Here is a 19,941-nt window from a genome sequence, read left to right on the forward strand (position 1 = left end):
CTTTATAATTCCGCTTTGTTCCCTGTTTCCCCACCTTCCCCCTCCCATCCCCATGCCAGCCCAACTGATCGACGGCAACGCCCTTGCCAAGCAACTCCGCACGGAAGCCGCCCAGCGCGCCGCCCGCCTCACCGAGCGCGGCCACCGCCCGGGCCTGGCCGTGATCCTGGTCGGCGAGGACCCGGCCAGCCAGGTCTACGTGCGCAACAAGGTGAAGGCCTGCGACGACAACGGCTTCCACTCCTCGCTGGACCGCTATCCGGCCGACCTGAGCGAAGCCGACCTGCTGGCCCGCATCGACGCCCTGAACCGCGACCCGAACATCCACGGCATCCTGGTGCAGTTGCCGCTGCCCAAGCATATCGACAGCCACAAAGTACTCGAGGCGATCGCTCCTGAAAAGGACGTGGACGGCTTCCACGTGGCCAATGCCGGCGCCCTGATGACCGGCGCGCCGCTGTTCCGCCCGTGCACGCCCTACGGCTGCATGAAGATGCTCGAATCGGTGCAGTTCCCGCTGCGCGGCGCGCGCGCCGTGGTGGTGGGCGCCTCCAACATCGTCGGCAAGCCGATGGCGATGCTGCTGCTGCAGGCCGGCGCCACCGTCACCATCTGCAACAGCAAGACGCGCGACCTCGCCGCGCACACCCGCGAGGCCGACGTGATCGTGGCCGCCGTGGGGCGCCGCAACATCATCACGGCCGACATGGTCAAGCCCGGCGCGGCCGTGATCGACGTGGGCATGAACCGCGACGACAACGGCAAGCTGTGCGGCGACGTGGACTTCAACGGCGTCAGGGAAGTGGCCGGCTATATCACGCCGGTGCCCGGCGGCGTCGGCCCGATGACCATCACCATGCTGCTCATCAACACGCTGGAAGCCGCCGAGCGCGCCGCCGGCTGAACGCCGCACGCGCCGCCGCGGTACTGGAAAAACCCCGCCCCGCCCCAATGTGCGGGGTATTGCCTTTATGGGCCCCGCCAAGAGAGACGTCATGGACCAAGCCGCCACCGCCAACGCCGCCAATCCGCTGCTGGACTTTACCGACCTGCCCCGTTTCTCCGAGATCCGCCCCGAACACATCGGGCCGGCGCTGGACACGCTGCTGGCCACCGCGCAGGCCGCGGTCGAGCGCGCCGAGGACCCCGCCACCCCGGCCACCTGGGCCAGCGCCGTGGAAGCGCTCGAAACCGCCACCGAGCCGCTCGGGCGCGCCTGGGGCGTGGTCGGCCACCTGAGCGCGGTGGCGGATACGCCAGCGTTGCGCCAGGCGCACGCCGACAACCTGCCGCGCATGACCGAGTTCTGGTCGTCGCTGGGCCAGAGCCTGGCGCTGTACGATAAGTACAAGGCGATCGCCGCCAGCCCCGAGTTCGCCGCCATGAGCGCGGCGCGGCGCCAGTTGATGGAGAACGAGCTGCGCGGCTTCCGCCTGGGCGGCGCCGAGCTGCCGGAAGACAAGAAGCCGCGCTTCGCCGCCATCCAGGAACAGCAGGCGCAGTTGTCCAAGGCGTTCTCGGATCACGTGCTCGACGCCACCAACGCCTACGCGCTGGTGATCGAGGACGAAAGCCGCCTGTCCGGCATTCCCGCCGACGCGCTGGAAGCCGCGCGCGCCGCCGCCGAGAAGGACGGCAAGGCCGGCTGGAAGTTCACGCTGCACTTCCCGTCCTACTTCCCGGTGCTGCAGTACGCCGACGACCGCGCGCTGCGCCAGACCATGTACCAGGCCAGCGTGACCCGCGCGTCCGAGCTGGCCGGGCAATACGGCCAGGGCAAGGCCGAATGGGACAACACCGACAACATGCGCGAGCAGCTGGCGCTGCGCCAGGAAGAGGCGCACCTGCTCGGCTACGCCTCTTACGGCGAGGTCTCGCTGGTGCCCAAGATGGCGGAGTCGCCGGCCGAGGTGCTGCGCTTCCTCGACGAGCTGGCCGCGCGCGCGCGCCCGTTCGCCGAGAAGGACTGGGACGAGCTCAAGGCCTTCGCCGCCGGCGAGCTGGGCCTGGCGGAGCTGGCGCCGTGGGACGTGGCCTACGCCTCGGAAAAGCTGCGCGAGCAGCGCTACGCCTTCTCCGAGCAGGAGGTCAAGCAATACTTCCCCGAGCCGCAGGTGCTCAAGGGCCTGTTCGGCGTGGTCGAGAAGCTGTTCTCGGTGCGCATCGAGGCCGACCAGGCCCAGACCTGGCACCAGGACGTGCGCTTTTTCCGCGTGGTTTCGCCCGAAGGCAACCTGCTGGCGCAGTTCTACATCGACCTGTACGCCCGCGAAGGCAAGCGCGGCGGCGCCTGGATGGACGACGCGCGCGGCCGCAAGCTGCTCGGCGACGGCCGCGTGCAGACGCCGGTGGCCTACCTGACCTGCAATTTCTCGGCGCCGGTCGGCGGCAAACCCGCGCTGTTCACCCATGACGAAGTCATCACGCTGTTCCACGAATTCGGCCACGGCCTGCACCACATGCTCACCCAGGTGGGCGAGCTGGGCGTGTCCGGCATCAACGGCGTGGAATGGGACGCGGTGGAGCTGCCCTCGCAGTTCATGGAGAACTTCTGCTGGGAATACGAGGTGCTGACCGGCATGACCGCGCACGCCGACACCGGCGAGCCGCTGCCGCGCGCGCTGTTCGAGCGCATGCTGGCCGCCAGGAACTTCCAGAACGGCATGATGACGCTGCGCCAGATCGTGTTCTCGTCGTTCGACATGCACCTGCACACCGACTTCGACCCCGCCGGCGAGAAGTCCGTGCTGGCGCTGTCGCGCGAGATCAACGACCACGCCCACGTGGTGCCGCAGCACCCGCTGTCGCGCTGGCCGAACACCTTCAGCCACATCTTCGCGGGCGGCTACGCGGCCGGCTACTACAGCTACAAGTGGGCCGAGGTGCTGTCCGCCGACGTGTACGCGGCCTTCGAGGAAGCCGCCGGGCTGTCGGGCTCCGTGCTCGACGCCGAGACCGGCGCGCGCTACCGCCGCGAGATCCTCTCGGTCGGCGGCAGCCGCCCGGCGATGGAGTCGTTCACGGCGTTCCGCGGCCGCGCGCCGCAGATCGACGCGCTGCTGCGCCACGGCGGCATGGCCGTGGCGTGATCCCGGCGCATGGCGCGGCCCCGGCATCCGGCCGGAGCCGCGCCGGCGCCCGGGAGACGACTCGAAAAGCGACCCGGAAAGCAGCCCAGGAAGCGCCCCGAAGCGACCCGCGCGGCGCACGCGGGCGCCAGTCCGGCGCGCCGGTCCGAATTGGCTAGACAAGCCCGGTCAAGTAAGATGCGGGCCATGAGCTACCTCCCTCCCGCCGCCGCCTACGCGCACATCAAGAACTACCTCAAGGAAGGCCTCAGCGCGGGCCGCTGGCCGCCGGGCACGCTGATGCCGTCGGAATCCGAGCTCGTGACCCAGTTCGGCGTCAGCCGCATGACCGCCAACCGCGCGGTGCGGGAGCTGCAGGCCGAGGGACTGGTCGAGCGCGTGCAGGGCGTGGGCACCTTCGCCAGCCAGCCCTACCGCGCCTCGTCCACGCTGACCATCCGCGACCTCCACGACGAGATCACCGAGCGCGGCCACAAGCACCGCTCCGACGTGCACCTGGCGCGGGCCGAGACGGTCAGCGAGGCGCTCGCCCCGCGCATCGGCCTGCCGGTCGGCAGCCAGGTCTTCCACACGCTCATCGTCCACAGCGAGAACGGCGTGCCGCTGCTGTGCGAAGACCGCTACGTCAATCCCGCGCGCGCGCCGGACTACCTCGGCGTGGACTTCACCCGGACCACGCCCACCAACTACCTGCTGGCCGTGGCGCCGCTGTGGGAGGCCCAGTACTCCATCGAAGCGCAGCTGCCCACCGCGGAAGAGGCGCGGCTGCTCGGCATCAAGGCCAGCGAGCCGTGCCTGATCGTGGTCCGCCGCACCGAGAGCCAGGGCTCGCCGATCACGCTGGCGCGCCTGGTGCATCCCGGCTCGCGCTACACCATCGAGGGCTCGTTCAAGCCCTGACGGCACCGGCTTGCGTCACATCAATGCCGGCGCGCCCGCGCGTCCTATGCTGTAACGGATCACATCCACCCCGACACAGCGGCCGTCGCCGGCGCGGGCCAGCCCCGCCGAGGCGATTGCCCGGGAGCGCCTCCATTGTCTCCATCGCCATCGACCCCTGCCGCCGGCACGCCTTCCGGCGCAACCGGCGCCACTCCCTGGCATGCCCGCGAATGCTATGAGGTGGCACGCGAATACGCGGTCGATGCGGCGCGCGGGCTGGACAGCGAACAGGCGGCGCAACGCGCGCGCGCGCACGGGCCGAACGCATTGCAGGCGGCGCCGCGCCGCAGCGTGCTCGCCCTGGCGGCGGCCCAGCTGGCCGACCCGATGGTGGTGATACTGGTCATCGCGGCCATCGCCTCCGCGATCCTCGGCGACAAGTTGGACGCCCTGGTCATCCTGGCCATCGTGCTGATGACGACCGCGCTCGGGCTGAGCCAGACCTGGCGCGCCGACCGGGCCCTGGCGCAATTGCAGCAACTGGCGGCGGCGCAGGCCACCGTGCTGCGCGGCGGCCACCCGCATGCCATTCCGGCGCACGAGCTGGTTCCGGGCGACGTGGTCCTGCTCGAGGCGGGCAACCAGGTTCCCGCGGACCTGCGCCTGGTGGAGGTGGCGCAACTGATGGCGGACGAATCGGCGCTGACCGGCGAGTCGGCCACGGTCGCCAAGCACGCGGAGGCCATCGCCGCGCCGGCCGCCACGCTCGGCGACCGCCACAACATGGCCTACCTCGGCACCTCGGTCACGCAGGGCCACGGCCGCGGCATCGTGGTCGCCACCGGCACCGGCACCGAGCTCGGCAAGCTGGCGCGGCACCTCGCGCCCGCGCGGCCGGACACCCCGCTGCAGAAGCGGCTGGCCGCGTTCAGCTGGCGGCTCTCGGTGGCCATCCTGCTGCTGTGCGTGGCGGTGTTCTGGCTGGGCCTGCTGCGCGGCGAGCCACCCGTGTTGATGCTGCTCACGGCGATCAGCCTCGGCGTGGCCGCGATCCCAGAGGCGCTGCCGGCCGTCGTCGCCATCATCCTCGCGCTCGGCGCCAGGAAAATGGCCACCCGCAAGGCGCTAGTGCGCAAGCTGTCCTCGGTCGAGACCCTGGGATCGGTGACGGTGATCTGCACCGACAAGACCGGGACGCTGACGCAGAACCGCATGCGGCTGGAACGCCTGCTCGCCGACGCCCGGCCGTGGCTGCCGGGCGAGGCGCTGGCCACCCCCTGCCAGCGCCAGTTGCTGGTCGCCGCCGCGCTGTGCAACGACGCGCGCCCCGATCCGGACGCCGGCGGCGACACCACCACCACCTGGATTGGCGACCCGACCGAGACCGCCCTGGCGGATGCCGCGTCCGCCGCCGGCATCGACAAGCTGGCGCTGGAGGCGCGGCTGCCGCGCGTGCAGGAGCAGCCCTTCGACGCGGCGCGCAAGCGCATGACCACCTTCCATCGCCAGGCCGCCGGCTATATCGCCTTCACCAAAGGCGCGCCGGAGTCGGTGATACCGTGCTGCACCTCGCGCCAGACCGCGGACGGCACGCTGCCGATGGCGCCGCGAGCCGCACTGCATGACGCGCTGCATGACGCGCAGGCCCTGGCCGCGCAGGGCCTGCGGGTGCTGGCCCTGGCCATGCGCGAGCACGACACCCTGCCCGACCCCGATGCCGTGGCCGGCGCCGAGTCGTCGCTGACCTTTCTCGGTCTGGTGGCGCTGTTCGACCCGCCGCGCCCGGAAGCGGCGGCCGCGGTGCGCGACTGCGTCACCGCCGGCATCATGCCGGTGATGATCACCGGCGACCATCCCGAGACCGCGCTGGCCATCGCCCGCATGCTCGGCATCCTCGGCGAGCACGGCGGCGAGGTCCTCACCGGCGCCGCCCTGGCGCAGCTCGACCGCGCGGCGCTGCAGGCCGCCGTCGCCCACGTCCGGGTCTACGCGCGGGTCGATCCCGAGCAGAAGCTGCGCATCGTCGAAGCGCTGCAGGACCTTGGCCACTTCGTCGCCATGACCGGCGACGGCATCAACGACGCGCCCGCGCTCAAGCGCGCCGACATCGGCGTGGCGATGGGCAGGCAGGGCACCGACATCGCCCGGGAAGCCGCCAGCCTGGTGCTGCTCGACGACAACTTCGCCACCGTGGTGGCCGCCGTGCGCGAGGGGCGCCGCATCTACGACAACATCCGCAAGTTCGTCCGCTATGCGATGACGGGCAACTCGGGCGAACTCTGGGTCATCACCCTGGCGCCGCTGTTCCTGCTGCCCATCCCGCTGCTGCCGGCGCAGATCCTGTGGATCAACCTCGTCACCGACGGCTTGCCGGGCCTGGCGCTCGCCGCCGAGCCCGCCGAGGCGGACGTCATGCGCCGGCCGCCCCGCCATCCGCGCGAGAGCCTCTTCGCGCACGGCATGTGGCAGCACATCCTCGGGATCGGCCTGCTGATCGGCCTGGTCTCGCTGGGCGTCCAGGCATGGGCCCTCGGCCAGGGCCGCGACGGCTGGCAGACGATGGTGTTCACCACGCTGACGCTGGCGCAGATGGCGCACGTGATGGCGATCCGCTCGGAGCACGTCCCGCTGTGGCGGCTGCCGCTGGCCACCAACCTGCCGCTGCTCGGCGCGGTCCTGCTCACCCTGTGCCTGCAGCTCGCGGTGATCTATCTGCCGGTGTTCCAGGCGCTGCTCCACACCCGGCCGCTGGATGCGCTGGAACTGGCGGTGTCGGTCGGCGCGGCGGCCATCGTGGCGGTCGCCGTGGAGGCCGGCAAGGCCAGGCGCAATGCCCGCGCGGCGCGGGCCGCCCAGGCCGGCGGGACCGCGGCGCCGGCGCACTGACTGCCGGGGAAAATGGCAAGGCTGGGGTTGCCCTTGAGAAAGCTAATCCACTGGATTAGAATGGGCCATGAACGAAGCCCTGCGCGGCATTGCCGAACTGCCCACGTACAGCCGGTTGGCCGACAAGCTCCTGAGCACGGAAGAACGCCAGGACCTGATCGACTACCTCGCCGGGCATCCCAGGGCCGGGGACATCATGGAAGGCACCGGCGGCGTGCGCAAACTGCGCTGGCGCCGTGGCGGCCAGGGCAAGAGCGGTGGCGTGCGGGTCATCTACTACTACCATGACGACCGCATGCCGCTGTACCTGCTGACGCTCTTCGCCAAGGGTGACAAGGCCAACCTGACCAAGGCCGAGCGCAACGAACTGGCCGGCCTGGTCGATGTGCTGACAGGCATCTGGAAGGAAAGGACACCATCATGAGCACGGCATTCGAAAGCATCAAGCAGGGCCTGCAAGAGGCCATCTCCCACGCCAAGGGCGACGAGCACGGCGTGCGCGTGCACCGCCCCCGCGCCATCGACGTGAAGGCCGTGCGCGCCAAGGTGGGCATGACCCAGGAACAGTTCGCCGCGCGCTTCGGCTTTTCCACGGCAACCCTGCGGCACTGGGAGCGTGGCGACCGCACGCCGCGCGGCCCGGCGCTGGTGCTGCTCAACGTGATCGAGCGCAACCCGCAGGCTGTCATCGAGGCTCTGGCCTGACGGCGGAGCAACGAAAGCCCGCGTCGCGCGCGTCGTCATCGACGAGGGGCCTGGACTTTGCGCGAGCCGATCGCCGGCTACAGGGAGAAGGGCCTGCTGCTCACCGGGTTCGCCCAGGACACCATCGACTACCGGAACCGCGACTACGATCAGGTCATCACCCCGCACTTGGGTGCGCGCGCGGTGCAACGCAATCAGAGGTGGCGCTGAACCACAAGCTGGGCGAACGGGACGACTTCTACGACATGCGCGAAGAACGACCGGAGCGCGCAGCGTCGCGAGGCGCTGGAGAAGTGGCGCGAGTTCATCGTGACCTGACAGACCGGCGCGCCCACGCCTGCATTCGTCAAACCCACGCCCAACAACCTCATCCACCTGTTTTCACAGGCAAAGGCCGCGCAGCGCGGTAACCCCATCAACCTTGCCAATTAGTATTCGATCGAATACAATACCCCATGTATACGATAAAGCCCCTGCCGGAATTCGACGCTTGGTTTGATAGCCTGAAAGACCCTGCCACGCGCGCCCGCCTCATCCGCAGGCTTGAAAAGGCGGCTCAGGGCCTGCTGGGCGATGTGGAGCCGGTTGGCGAAGGCGTGAGCGAGATGCGCGAGTTCTTCGGCCCCGGCTGGCGCATGTATTACATCGAGCAGGGCGACGTGTTGATCGTCATGCTGGGCGGCGGCACCAAGGCCACGCAAAGCCGCGACATCAAGCGAGCCAAAGACTTGGCGCGCGCCCTGAGAAACGACGAGGAAGACCCATCATGAGCAAGAAGACGATTCAGGTTTCCGAACTGCCGACCTTCGACCCCGCGCGCTACCTGCGCGACGACGAGGACATCGCCGCCTACCTGACACAGGTGATCGAAGACGGAGACGCCGGCGAGCTTGCGCAGGCGCTGGGCGTCGCGGCGCGCGCGCGCGGCATGGCGCAAATCGCCGAGGCCGCCGGTATTGGCCGGGAATCCCTCTACAAAGCCCTGCGGGCTGATGCCAGCCCGCGTTTCGACACGATAGCCAAGGTGTGCAAGGCGCTGGGCGTGCGCCTTGTCGTCCAGGCTGAGCACCCCGTTTAAGCAGACGCGCCGCACCTCAGAGCGCCGGGCGGCCGGCCGCTATACCGTTGACGAGGCAGCCCAGAAAATCCGGCGCAACGTGGGAGAGCAAGCTGCGGGCGGCATTGGCCTTGCTCTCGCTCGGGCCGTGGATAGTGGCAATCTCATCGCCTACCGACCGGGAGAGGCCGTTCCGTAAATGGCGCCCTTCAATGCGGTGGAAAGCGATGGCAGCCTGCGTTGGACTGACGCGAACAACAAGATCTCGGGGTACCATGCATCATTGGAAACCATGAAAGCCATGGTACAAAAGGGTTTCAAAGAAACATGAGAATCGCCACCTGGAACGTCAACTCGCTCAAGGTCCGGCTGCCGCAGGTGCTGGACTGGCTGAACGAGCAGGAAAAAGCCGACACGCCCATCGACGCCCTGTGCCTGCAGGAGCTGAAGATGCCGGACGACAAATACCCGCTGGCCGAGCTGGAAAGCGCCGGCTTCCACAGCGTGTTCACCGGCCAGAAGACCTACAACGGCGTGGCGATCCTGGCGCGCGGCGCGACCATGCCGGCGCCCGCCGACGTGGTGCGCAACATCCCCGGCTTCGAGGACACCCAGCAGCGCGTGGTGGCGGCCACCTATGGCGACGTGCGCCTGGTGTGCGCCTATTTCCCCAACGGCCAGGCGCCCGACTCCGACAAGTTCGTCTACAAGCTCGACTGGCTGCGCGCCATGACGGCGTGGCTGCGCGGCGAGCTGGCGAAGTACCCGAAGCTGGCGCTGCTGGGCGACTTCAATATCGCGCCCGAGGACCGCGACGTGCACGATCCGGCCAAGTGGGAAGGCCAGAACCTGGTGTCGCCGCAGGAGCGGGAGGCGTTCCGCGCGCTGGAGGCGCTGGGCCTGGCCGATGCGTTCCGCCTGTTCGAGCAGCCGGAGAAGAGCTTCTCGTGGTGGGACTACCGCATGTTCGCCTTCCGCCGCAATGCCGGCCTGCGCATCGACCATATCCTGCTGTCGCCGGCGCTGCGCGAGGCCTGCCGCGGCTGCGTGATCGACCGCGTGCCGCGCGCCTGGGAGCAGCCGTCCGACCACACGCCGGTGGTGGCCACGCTGGATTGAGCCCGCGCGGCGCGGCGCGGAACCGGCCCGCGCGGCCGGCGCCATCGGTATCGCTACCGGCTCGCGCGATGGCCTCCGCGCGGCTACACTGGCGGGCATGAAACCGGCTACCTTCCGCCACCGCAACCTGCCCCACCTGCTGCTGCAGGCCCGCGAAACGCTCATGGCCGGCTTCCGGCCGATCCTGCGCCAGCATGGCCTGACCGAGCAGCAATGGCGCGTGGTGCGCACACTCAACGAGCAGGGTGAGATGGAGCCGAACCAGCTCGCCGACGCCTGCCTCATCTTAAGCCCCAGCCTGACCCGGATGCTGTCCAGCATGGAGGAGGCGGGCCTGATCCTGCGCTCGCGCTGCGCCACCGACCAGCGCCGCCAGCAGATCTCGCTGACGGACAAGTGCCGCGCCATGATCGCCGCGATGGAGCCGCTGATCGAGCGGCGCTACGCGGAGCTGGAGCGCATGATCGGCGCCGAGCGGCTCGGCAAGGTCTACGGCGCGCTCGACGAACTGCTGGAGAGCTTCGACGCGAAGGACCCGCGCGCATGAGCGCGGCCGGCCCCGGCGCGATGCTGGCGCGCCTGCTGCCGGCGTGGCGCCACCGGGTCGGCGCCGCCTCGCTGCGCGCCGACCTGGTGGCCGGCCTGCTCGGCGCGGTGCTGGTGCTGCCGCAGGGCGTGGCCTTCGCCACGCTGGCCGGGCTGCCGCCCCAGTACGGCATCTACGCGGCGGTCATCCCCTGCATCGTGGCCGCGCTGTTCGGCTCGAGCTGGCACGTGATGTCGGGGCCGACCAACGCCAACTCGCTGGCGCTGTTCGCCATGTTGAGCCCGGTGGCCTTCGCCGGCAGCCCGGCCTACATCAACCTCGCGCTGGCCGTGACCATCATGGTCGGCGTGCTGCAGCTGGCGGTGGGCACGCTGCGGCTGGGCTCGCTGGCCAACTTCATCTCGCCCTCGGTGCTGCTCGGCTTCACCTGCGGCGCGGCGACGCTGATCGGGCTCTACGCGCTCAAGGACCTGTTCGGGCTGGCCGTGCCCACCGGCACCAGCGCCTTCGGCGTGGTGCGCTTCCTGCTGGACAACGCCGCCGCCATCAACTGGAGCGCGTTTACCGTGGCGGTGGTCACGCTGGCCGTCACGCTCGCCGTGAAGCGCGTCTGGCGCCGCCTGCCGTTCATGCTGCTGGGCCTGCTGGCCGGCTACGGCACGGCCCTGCTGCTCAACGCGCCGGGCTGGAGCCGGGGCGCGCGCCACGTCAACGTGGTCGGGCCGATTCCCTCGGCGATCCCGCCCTTCCATCTGCCGGACATTGCCTGGCAGGCCGTGCCCGACCTGCTGGGCATCGCCGCGGCGCTGACCATCGTGGCGCTGGGCCAGTCGATCTCGATCGCCAAGGCGGTGGCGCTGCGCTCGGGCCAGCATATCGACGCCAACCGCGAGTTCATCGGCCAGGGCCTGTCGAACATCGCGGGCGGCCTGTTCTCGGCCTACATCTCGTGCGGCTCGCTGAACCGCTCGATGCCCAACTACGAGGCCGGCGCGCAGACTCCGCTGGCCGGCGTGTTCTCGGCGCTGCTGCTGGTCGTGCTGGTGACGGCCAGCGCGCCGCTGCTGGCGCAGATTCCGCTGGCGGCGATTGCCGCGATGCTGCTGCTGGTGGCGTGGGGCCTGTTCGACTTCGCGCGGCTGCGGCGCATCGCCAGCCTGAGCCGCGCCGAGTTCGCCATCGCCATCAGCACGTTCGCCGCCACGCTCGCCATCCGCCTGGAGATGGCGGTCCTGCTCGGCACCATCCTGTCGCTGGTGGCCTATCTCTACCGCACCTCGCGCCCGGCCGTGCGCAGCCTGGTGCCGGACGCGGACGACCCCGAGCGCCGCTTCACCCCGCTCGACGAACTGCGCCGGCCGCAGCCGGAATGCCCGCAACTGAAACTGCTGCGCATGGAAGGCGCGATCTACTTCGGCGCCGTGCAGTACGTCACCGACCGGCTGCACCACGCGCGCACGGCGCACCCCGGGCAGATCCACCTGCTGGCCATGACCAAGAGCATGAACTTCATCGACCTGGCCGGCGCCGAGATGTGGGAGAGCGAACTGACCGAGCGGCGCGCGGCCGGCGGCGATCTCTATTTCCACCGGCCGCGCACGCAGGTATTGCAGACCTGGGAGCAGACCGGCTTCACCGCCAAGCTGGGCGAGGACCACATCTTCCCGACCAAGCGGCAGGCCCTGCACACCATCATCGCCCGGCTCGACCCGGCGGTGTGCCGCGCCTGCCGCGCGCGCATCTTCGAGGAATGCGCCAGCCGCCCCGGCGCCGCCGCGCAGCCGGCATGAAGCGCGCGCAATGCGGCATTGCCACGGCACGCGGCACGGCATGCGGCACGATGGCGGCTAGTAGCGACGGGGAGTGAAACGAAAAGAGAAACGCCGGAGAATCCGGCGCCAGGCAACTGCTGGCGAATCGCCGGCAGCCGCAAACACATGAAGCGGGCGCCCGGGATCGGACCGATGACCGGCCCGGACTGAAGCCCGTTTCAGAGCGGCGCCACGTGGGCGCGCTTGACTACCACCGGCTGTGCGGCGCCCTGCTCGATCAGCACCACGGCGGCGCGCTCGATGGTCTCGCGCCCGGCGCGGAAAGCTTCTTCGAGCGACAGCACCTGGTCGGCGCTGAAGCCTTCCCACAGCGCCTCGCGCGTCACCACGCAGGTGACGGGTTGGCCGTCGACGACGGCGTGGAACAGCAAGCCTTCATTGTTGATATCGTAACGCTCTTGCTCTTGGAACTTGATATCCATCGGTACAGCCCTCCATTGCAAGTGAAAAAACATCCTAACATGGGTCGGCCCGACTCGTCCGCAAAGGCCTACGCTTCGTTCGCCTCCGGACGTGACCGCCGCAGGCGCGGGCAAGTTCCCGCCGCGTGCGCCGGCTTCATGCGCGATCGCCGCGCAAGCGCCGCCAACGCGGAACGAAGAAAAAGCACTAAACGTTTGACAAACTCAAAAACGATGATAGAATCTCTTTCTTCGTTGGGGCGTTAGCTCAGTTGGTAGAGCAGCGGACTCTTAATCCGTAGGTCGAGTGTTCGAGTCACTCACGCCCCACCAGCGAATTCTGAAAAGCCGGTAGCAGAAATGCTCCCGGCTTTTTTCTTTTCCGCTTTCCTTTTTTGCTTCCCGCGCCTGCCGCTTTTCCCCGCTTTTTCGTTGCCGCTGCGCGCGCCTCTTGTCCGCTTCGGTGCCTGCGTCGTCCCGACATTGATACCGCATCAATGTGACAGATGTCATCGGCACGATCGGCCGCCGCGGCATCTCGGCACGCCATCCTCGCGCGCAAAAAAAAGCCCGCGGGTCTGCGGGCTCGGGAAGGGTCAGGGGCGTTCGGGGAACGTCCCAGGGACAAGTGTGAATACATTGGAAACATGATGCTGCCCCACTCGAGTGGGGTCGCGCGCACGTGGCATTCCGGTCCTGCGCGCGCGGCGCCCGCCGCGCAGGCTTACGCCGGCGTGCCGGCGCGCTCGAACAGCGCGCGCGCCAGGCCGCGGTGCTGCGCCAGCACGCGCGGCAACTCCGCGCTCAGCAGCTCGCCGCCGCGCACCACCACCTTGCCGTTGATGACGCTGGCGGCGACGTTGCCGGGCGTGCAGAAGACCAGCGCCGCCACCGGATCGTGGCCGGCGCCGGCGTAGGCGACCGCGCGCATGTCGAAGGCGACGAAGTCGGCCGACATGCCGGGCGCCAGCGCGCCGATGTCGTCGCGCCCGAGCACGCGCGCGCCGCCCAGCGTGGCGATCTCCAGCGCCTCGCGCGCGCTCATGGCCGCGGGGCCGTAGCCCACGCGCTGCAACAGCATGGCCTGGCGCGCTTCGCCAAGCATGTGGGCGCCGTCGTTGGAAGCGCTGCCGTCCACGCCCAGCCCGACCGGCACGCCCGCGTCGCGCATCGCGCGCACCGGGGCGATGCCCGACGCCAGCCGCATGTTGCTGCACGGGCAATGGGCCACGCCGGTGCCAGTGCGCGCGAACAGCGCGATGCCATCGCCGTCGAGCTTCACGCAGTGCGCGTGCCACACGTCGGGACCGACCCAGCCGAGTGCTTCGGCGTACTGCGCCGGCGTCAGGCCGAAGCGCTCGCGCGAATAGGCGATGTCGTTGTCGTTCTCGGCCAGATGGGTGTGCATCGACACGCCGTAGCTGCGCGCCAGCCGCGCCGACTCGCGCATCAGGTCGCGCGATACGGAAAACGGCGAGCACGGCGCCACCACCACGCGCAGCATGGCGTGGCGCGAGGCATCGTGATACCGCTCGATCAGCCGCTGGCTGTCGGCGAGGATGGCGCCCTCCTCTTCCACCACCGAGTCGGGCGGCAAGCCGCCCTTGCTGCGGCCAACGCTCATCGAGCCGCGCGCGGCATGGAAGCGCATGCCCATGTCCGCGGCCGCCGCGATGGCGTCGTCGAGGCGCGCGCCGTTGGGGTAAAGATAGAGATGGTCGCTGGTGGTGGTGCAGCCCGACAGCATCAGCTCGGCCATCGCGGTGCGCGTGGAGACGTCGATCATCTCCGGCGTCAGGTGCGACCACAGCAGGTAGAGGCTGCCCAGCCAGGAGAACAGCTCGGCGTCCTGCGCCGCCGGCACCGCGCGCGTGAGGCTCTGGTACATGTGGTGATGCGTGTTGACCAGGCCCGGCGTGACCACATGGCCGCGCATGTCGAGCACCTCGGCCCGCCCCTCGTCGATCAGGCGGCGGTACTGCGGCGGCAGGTCCGCGCTGGCGCCGACCCATTCGATGGCCGGGCCTTGCGCCACCAGCGCGCCGTCGGCGATCTCGCGGCGCCGTTCGTCCATCGTCACGAGCACGTCGGCGTGGAGCAGGATCAGGGGCATGACGGCATCTCCGCAGCGGTTGTGGAAGGCCCGGGCAGTCTACGGCGCCGGCCGCGCCCGGCAAAGCATCGAATTGCGCCGATGCTGTGCGCAAAATCAGCACAGCGCCGGCCGGAGATTTGCAGGCTAGCGCGCCGCGCCGAACACCTCGGCCAGCGCGGCGCCGATGCGCCCGGCCATCAGGCCGGCGGCGGCGCCTGGCTCGCCGCGCGCCCGCGCCACCAGCCGCAGGGTCTGGCGCGGCAGGTTGCCGTCGCGCAGCGGCAGCCACGCGAGCGTGCCGCGCGCGCGTTCGTCGAGCACGTCGAGCGGATTGAGAAAGGCGATGCCGTCGCCGAGCATGACCAGGCTGCGCATCAGCGCGGTCGAGGTCGTCTCCGTGGCCGCCAGGACCGCCAGCCCGGCACGCGCGAAGCCTTCGTCGAGCAGGCCGCGCAGCGACATCGAGGGCGCGGGCAGGATCACCGGCCACGCCAGGCATTCGGCCAGCAGCGCCGACGGCTGCGCCGCCAGCGCGTGGCCTGGCGCCACCACCGCGCCGACCGGCCAGTCGCTGCCGGCGAGGATGCGGAATGCGGCCACGTCGGGCAGGTCGTAGCCCAGGCCGAGGTCGGCGTCGCCGCGCTCGACGGCGGCGGCGATTTCCGCCACCGGCAGATCGAGCAGGCGCACCAGGATGCCCGGGTACTGCTGGCGGAAACCGTGCACCAGCGACGGCATCAGCGAGCCGGCCAGGCCGGCCGTGGTGGCGACCGTGACCTCGCCCTGGCGCATGCCCTTGACGGCCTCGATCCGGCTGCGCAGCAGCTCGTGCTCGCGCAGGGTCTGGCGCACGTGGGCCAGCACCATCTTGCCGAGCGGCGTGAGCCGCAGCCGCTTGTTGATGCGCTCGAACAAGGGCGCGCCCAGCTCGGCCTCCAGATCCAGGATCTGCCGGTTGATCGCGGTCGGCGCCACATGCAGGTGCAGCGCGGCCTGGCGAATCGAGCCGCGGCTCACCACCTCGTCGAGGTAGCGCAGGACTCTGGCATGCATGAAGGGTTCTCCGTGTGCGGGGCCTGGCGATGGCCGGAACGAGCGCATTGTAGCCGCCGCCCCGTCATCGGATTCACAAGAAAATGCACGCAGCTATTGCGCGATCGAAAATGCCTTGATATAATTTTTGACTTCGTTGGGGCGTTAGCTCAGTTGGTAGAGCAGCGGACTCTTAATCCGTAGGTCGAGTGTTCGAGTCACTCACGCCCCACCAGCGAATTCAAAGAAGCCGGTAGCAGAAATGCTCCCGGCTTTTTTCTTTTCCGCTTTTCATTTCCCCTTCCTTTTCCCCACGCTTTCCCCACGCGCTTGTCCGCTTCGATTTTCACGCGGGCCTCGGCTTGACGTATCGATTCCCGGCCGCGGCGGCCCCGGGTGAATACCGGATTTCCGCCAACTTGATACCGGGTTGATACTGATTCCGCCCCGCCCGCTTTCACGGTTGAATTGCACCTGAAGCACATCGCGGAACATAGTTCCGCATCACGGAACAACTCCGGTCGCTTCGGCAAATCCGGGCGCGCCCTGCCGCCCGGAACACTGCGGCAAGCCAGCAGGGAATCACAACAACAAGACGGGACCAGACACGGGAACCCGCCATGCCCGCGCCTCCGTTGCCGCACCCGCAAGCCAACCTGGAATCTTCGGAGCCTCTCTTGAAAGCAGTCCTGAAAATCAGCAGTGCAGCCTGCCTGGCCCTGTTCGGCCTGTGCCAGGGCGCGATGGCGCAAAGCTATCCCACCAAGCCGATCCGCCTCATCGTGCCGTTCGCCGCGGGCGGCACCACCGACATCGTGGCGCGCTCGGTGGCCGACGGCATCGGCCGCGAACTGGGCCAGCCCGTGGTGGTGGAAAACCGCGGCGGCGGCGGCGGCGCGATCGGCGCCGATGCGCTGGCCAAGTCCGCGCCGGACGGCTACACGCTCGGCATCGCCACGGTCAGCACGATGGCCACCAACCCGGCCACCAACGCCCGCAACCCCTACGACCCGCTCAAGGACTTCGCGCCGATCACCAACCTGGTCAATGTGCCGAACGTGCTGACGGTCAACCCGAAGGTGCCGGCCAAGACCGTGCAGGAATTCGTCGCGCTGGTGAAGGCCAACCCCGGCAAGTACAGCTACGCCTCGGCCGGCAAGGGCAGCATTTCGCATCTGGACGGCGAGCTGTTCAAGTTCTTGACCAAGACCGACATGGTCCACGTGCCCTACCGCGGCTCGGGCCCGGCGCTGAACGACACGCTGGCCGGCCAGGTCAGCGGCCAGTTCGACAACCTGCCCTCGTCGATGCCGCACATCCAGGCCGGCAAGCTGCGCGCGCTGGCGGTGGCCGCGCCCAAGCGCGTGGAAGGCCTGCCCGACGTGCCGACCTTCGCCGAGGCCGGCATGAAGGACATGAACAACATGGCCTGGTATGGCCTGGTGGCGCCCGCCAACACGCCGGCCGCCGTCATCGCCAAGGTGCACGACGCTGCCGTGAAGACGCTGCAGGACCCCAACGTCAAGCGCCGGCTGGCCGAAAGCGGGGCCTATCCCGACGGCAACACGCCGCAGCAGTACGCCGCGCAGATCAAGCGCGAACTGGAACTGCGCAAGAAGATCGCGCACGACCAGAACATCACGCTCGAGTAAGCCTCGCGGCGGCCCCCGGCCCGATGCGGCGGGGGGCCGCCGGCCCTTCCCGCCCGCCTGTTGTTGCCATGCCGCGCCACTTGATCTGGCGCAGTATTCGTACCCGTCCTTGGTGCTTCAATATAACGGGAAGGAAATTGACATCGCAGGGCCCTCCCGAGTCGGTAAAGTAACCGGGTCAGACAACCAGTACGACGGCCGTGCCCCCTGCCCACGGCCAAACCCATGAGGACAAGCAATGCGCAACAAGACCGTATCCGCTCTGATGATCGTCGCCGTGACCGCTTTCGGGGGCGCGCAGCTGGCGCACGCCCAGAAGAACTACACCGATGGTGGCGACCTGTATGGCGGCGCCCACACCAACAAGGGCGATCCGAACAAGAACGCGGCCAAATCGGGCAAGTTCGATCCGTATACCGATGGCGCGAAGAAGTCGACCAAGTCCAATCTGAGCGCGGACGGCGCCAAGAAGAAGGCTGATCCCTATACGGACGGCGCCAAGTCCGGCAAGCCCGATCCGTACACCGATGGTGCCAAGTCGGGCAAGTTCGACCCGTACACCGACGGCGCCAAGGCCGCGCCCAAGCAGTAATCGCCAGCCTGCCCGCATTGCGCGGGCATTGCCGCGGATGGTGCGCCAGCGCACCGTCCGCGCGCGTCCCCGGCGGCAGCATCGGCATAGCCGAGATTGCAACGCCCGCTTGAAACGCCATCGCGCGGATGACGCCGTGTGGCGAAGTGTGAGATATATCCCGGCAGGAAAACTGGAAAGCAGCAGGAAGGCAGCCACGCGGCGTCCCGTCAGGCTATGGCCGCGCCCGTACGCGCATCCTTGCCCGCGATCGCGCCCGCGGCTTTGCCGCCCAGCCCCGCTCCTTCCGTGGAGACCATCATGCTCGATGTCCTGATACTCATGGCTTCCTCCCTCGTCCTGGCGGTGCTGATCTTCAAGGGATAGCAGCCAGCGCCAGACGGCGGGACGGCGCGGCGCGCGTCCGCCCCGCCGCCCGGGCCATCAGGCGCTCAGGCCGCCGCCAGCGCCGGGGTGGCGCTCATGGTGCCCTGCTCGCGCAGGCGCGCGTGCCAGGCCAGCGCTTCCTCGATCAGGTGCGGTGTCTGGCCGCCGCGCCGTCCGGCGCGCGTCACGTAGTCCTGCAGCAGGTCGCGGTAGAGCGGGTCCGCGCAATTGGCGATGATCTGCTGCGCGCGCTCGCGCGGCGCCAGGCCGCGCAGGTCGGCCAGGCCGTGTTCGGTCACGATGACGTCGACATCGTGCTCGGTATGGTCCACGTGCGAGACCATCGGCACGATGCTGGAGATCGCGCCCGCCTTGGCCACCGACTTGGTGACGAACACCGAGATATGCGCGTTGCGCGCGAAGTCGCCGGAGCCGCCGATGCCGTTCATCATGTGCGTGCCGCCCACGTGCGTGGAATTCACGTTGCCGTAGATGTCGCACTCCAGCGCCGTGTTGATGGTGATCAGGCCCAGCCGGCGCACCAGCTCCGGATGGTTGCTGATCTCCTGCGGGCGCAGGATCACGCGCGAGCGGTAGCGCGCCAAGTCCGCCAGGAAGCGCGCATAGACCGGGCCGCTCAGCGTCACCGAGGAGGCCGAGGCGAAACTCAGCCGGCCCGCGTCCAGCAGCTCGATGGTGCTGTCCTGCAGCACTTCCGAATACATCTTCAGGTCGCGGAACGGCGAATCGACCAGGCCGTGCAGCACCGCGTTGGCGATGGTGCCGATGCCGGCCTGCAGCGGCTGCAGCGACGGCGCCAGCCGGCCCGCGCGGACCTCGTGCAGCAGGAATTCGTTGAGGTGCCCGGCGATCTGCCGGGTGTCCTGGTCGGGCGGCAGCGCGCTGGACGGGCTGTCGTCCTTCTGCGTGATGACGATGGCGGCGATCCTGGCCGGGTCCACCGGGATGTAGGTCAGGCCGATGCGCTGGTCCACCGCGGTCAGCGGGATCGGCTCGCGGCCGGGGCGCGGCGTGGGCAGATAAATGTCGTGCAGGCCTTCCAGCTCGGCCGGCATGTTGAGGTTGATCTCGACGATGACCTTCTCGGCCTGCATGGCGAAGCTGGCGGAATTGCCCACCGAGGTGGTCGGCACGATGCCGCCGCTCTCGGTGATGGCCGCCGCCTCCACCACCGCCACGTCCACCGGTGCGATCTGGCGGCCGCGCAACTGCTCCACGGTCTCGGACAGATGCTGGTCGATGAACATCACTTCGCCGGCGTTGATCTTGCGCCGCAGGGTCGGGTCGACCTGGAACGGCAGGCGCCGCGCCAGCACGTTGGCCTCGGCCAGGATCTTGTCGGTGTCGTTGCCCAGCGAGGCGCCGGTCATCAAGGTGATGCGCAGTGGCTCGGTCGCCGCGCGCCGGGCCAGCGCCTCCGGCACCGCCTTGCAGTCGCCGGCCCGGGTAAAGCCGCTCATGCCCACGGTCATGCCATCCCGGATCAGCGCGGCGGCGGCATCCGCCGGCATGATCTTGTCGAGGAGGCTGGCCAGCCGGATTCGTTCCTTGTACATCTTATATGTCTCCATGAAACCTGCCCCGACCGGCCGCTGGCTGGCGCACGCCGTGGATGGGCCTTGCCCCCCGTCCGGCTCGCGCTGGCTACCCGACGGTAAGGCGCAG

At 69.2% G+C, this 19,941-nt stretch carries 18 protein-coding genes and 2 tRNA genes; 16 read left to right on the forward strand and 4 right to left on the reverse strand.

Translation table 11 applies throughout. The features are described from left to right. The first annotated feature begins 52 nt into the window (after window positions 1-52). From folD to KF708C_RS20865, 12 genes are all read left to right on the forward strand, one after another. Window positions 53-904 (forward strand): bifunctional methylenetetrahydrofolate dehydrogenase/methenyltetrahydrofolate cyclohydrolase FolD, encoded by an 852-nt coding sequence (folD, locus tag KF708C_RS20815; RefSeq protein WP_020201173.1) that lies wholly within the window; start codon window positions 53-55, stop codon window positions 902-904. 91 nt (window positions 905-995) lie between these two features. Continuing rightward, the gene (locus KF708C_RS20820) at window positions 996-3,089 is read left to right on the forward strand and encodes a M3 family metallopeptidase (protein WP_020201172.1); all 2,094 of its coding nucleotides are present in this window, start codon (window positions 996-998) and stop codon (window positions 3,087-3,089) included. A gap of 186 nt (window positions 3,090-3,275) precedes the next feature. Further along, a complete protein-coding gene (hutC, locus tag KF708C_RS20825) occupies window positions 3,276-3,989 on the forward strand; it encodes a histidine utilization repressor (protein WP_020201171.1) in 714 nt (237 codons plus the stop codon). 135 nt (window positions 3,990-4,124) lie between these two features. Further along, window positions 4,125-6,857 carry a cation-translocating P-type ATPase gene (locus KF708C_RS20830; RefSeq protein ID WP_269432167.1) on the forward strand — a complete coding sequence of 911 codons (2,733 nt, stop codon included), beginning with the start codon at window positions 4,125-4,127 and terminating at the stop codon, window positions 6,855-6,857. 67 nt (window positions 6,858-6,924) lie between these two features. Then, window positions 6,925-7,281 (forward strand): type II toxin-antitoxin system RelE/ParE family toxin, encoded by a 357-nt coding sequence (locus tag KF708C_RS36740; protein WP_059413111.1) that lies wholly within the window; start codon window positions 6,925-6,927, stop codon window positions 7,279-7,281. Continuing rightward, the gene (locus KF708C_RS20840) at window positions 7,278-7,562 is read left to right on the forward strand and encodes a helix-turn-helix domain-containing protein (RefSeq protein ID WP_020201168.1); all 285 of its coding nucleotides are present in this window, start codon (window positions 7,278-7,280) and stop codon (window positions 7,560-7,562) included. The genes KF708C_RS36740 and KF708C_RS20840 overlap by 4 nt, the downstream gene beginning before the upstream one ends. Window positions 7,563-7,619: 57 nt before the next feature. Further along, complete coding sequence (locus KF708C_RS35805) at window positions 7,620-7,772, forward strand: hypothetical protein (protein WP_156173894.1); 153 nt, start codon at window positions 7,620-7,622, stop codon at window positions 7,770-7,772. A gap of 245 nt (window positions 7,773-8,017) precedes the next feature. Continuing rightward, complete coding sequence (locus KF708C_RS20845; protein WP_059413112.1) at window positions 8,018-8,332, forward strand: type II toxin-antitoxin system RelE/ParE family toxin; 315 nt, start codon at window positions 8,018-8,020, stop codon at window positions 8,330-8,332. Further along, window positions 8,329-8,640 carry an addiction module antidote protein gene (locus KF708C_RS20850; RefSeq protein WP_059413113.1) on the forward strand — a complete coding sequence of 104 codons (312 nt, stop codon included), beginning with the start codon at window positions 8,329-8,331 and terminating at the stop codon, window positions 8,638-8,640. The genes KF708C_RS20845 and KF708C_RS20850 overlap by 4 nt, the downstream gene beginning before the upstream one ends. Before the next feature lie 306 nt (window positions 8,641-8,946). Then, window positions 8,947-9,738, forward strand: coding sequence for an exodeoxyribonuclease III (gene xth, locus KF708C_RS20855; RefSeq protein WP_059413114.1), 792 nt, complete (start codon window positions 8,947-8,949; stop codon window positions 9,736-9,738). 97 nt (window positions 9,739-9,835) lie between these two features. Next, window positions 9,836-10,285, forward strand: a complete 450-nt coding sequence (hpaR, locus tag KF708C_RS20860; RefSeq protein ID WP_020201166.1) for a homoprotocatechuate degradation operon regulator HpaR — start codon at window positions 9,836-9,838, stop codon at window positions 10,283-10,285. Continuing rightward, window positions 10,282-12,075 carry a SulP family inorganic anion transporter gene (locus KF708C_RS20865; RefSeq protein WP_059413115.1) on the forward strand — a complete coding sequence of 598 codons (1,794 nt, stop codon included), beginning with the start codon at window positions 10,282-10,284 and terminating at the stop codon, window positions 12,073-12,075. Before hpaR ends, KF708C_RS20865 begins: the two co-directional genes overlap by 4 nt. A gap of 200 nt (window positions 12,076-12,275) precedes the next feature. On the opposite strand, the gene KF708C_RS20870 is transcribed toward KF708C_RS20865, so the two are convergent. Further along, complete coding sequence (locus KF708C_RS20870) at window positions 12,276-12,539, reverse strand: DUF1488 domain-containing protein (RefSeq protein ID WP_006159541.1); 264 nt, start codon at window positions 12,537-12,539, stop codon at window positions 12,276-12,278. A gap of 236 nt (window positions 12,540-12,775) precedes the next feature. On the opposite strand from KF708C_RS20870, the gene KF708C_RS20875 reads away from it, so the two are divergent. Continuing rightward, window positions 12,776-12,851, forward strand: a tRNA-Lys gene (locus tag KF708C_RS20875). A 391-nt stretch (window positions 12,852-13,242) separates the two neighbouring features. On the opposite strand, the gene KF708C_RS20880 is transcribed toward KF708C_RS20875, so the two are convergent. Further along, window positions 13,243-14,631 (reverse strand): 8-oxoguanine deaminase, encoded by a 1,389-nt coding sequence (locus KF708C_RS20880; protein WP_059413116.1) that lies wholly within the window; start codon window positions 14,629-14,631, stop codon window positions 13,243-13,245. Window positions 14,632-14,757: 126 nt separating this feature from the next. Beyond that, on the reverse strand, window positions 14,758-15,666 hold the full coding sequence (locus KF708C_RS20885) for a LysR substrate-binding domain-containing protein (RefSeq protein ID WP_059413117.1): 909 nt from the start codon (window positions 15,664-15,666) through the stop codon (window positions 14,758-14,760). A gap of 138 nt (window positions 15,667-15,804) precedes the next feature. Between KF708C_RS20885 and KF708C_RS20890 the strand changes: the two genes are divergently transcribed. The 3 genes from KF708C_RS20890 (at window position 15,805) to KF708C_RS20900 (ending at window position 17,889) form a co-directional block, all read left to right on the forward strand. Next, a tRNA-Lys gene (locus KF708C_RS20890) sits at window positions 15,805-15,880 on the forward strand. A gap of 442 nt (window positions 15,881-16,322) precedes the next feature. Beyond that, complete coding sequence (locus tag KF708C_RS20895; protein WP_059413118.1) at window positions 16,323-17,297, forward strand: Bug family tripartite tricarboxylate transporter substrate binding protein; 975 nt, start codon at window positions 16,323-16,325, stop codon at window positions 17,295-17,297. A 238-nt stretch (window positions 17,298-17,535) separates the two neighbouring features. Further along, window positions 17,536-17,889 carry a hypothetical protein gene (locus tag KF708C_RS20900; protein ID WP_020206199.1) on the forward strand — a complete coding sequence of 118 codons (354 nt, stop codon included), beginning with the start codon at window positions 17,536-17,538 and terminating at the stop codon, window positions 17,887-17,889. A gap of 431 nt (window positions 17,890-18,320) precedes the next feature. On the opposite strand, the gene KF708C_RS20905 is transcribed toward KF708C_RS20900, so the two are convergent. Next, on the reverse strand, window positions 18,321-19,832 hold the full coding sequence (locus tag KF708C_RS20905) for an acetyl-CoA hydrolase/transferase family protein (RefSeq protein ID WP_020206201.1): 1,512 nt from the start codon (window positions 19,830-19,832) through the stop codon (window positions 18,321-18,323). Window positions 19,833-19,941: the final 109 nt, after the last annotated feature.

The sequence above is a fragment of the Cupriavidus basilensis genome, from assembly GCF_000876015.1.
Lineage (GTDB): Bacteria > Pseudomonadota > Gammaproteobacteria > Burkholderiales > Burkholderiaceae > Cupriavidus > Cupriavidus basilensis_B.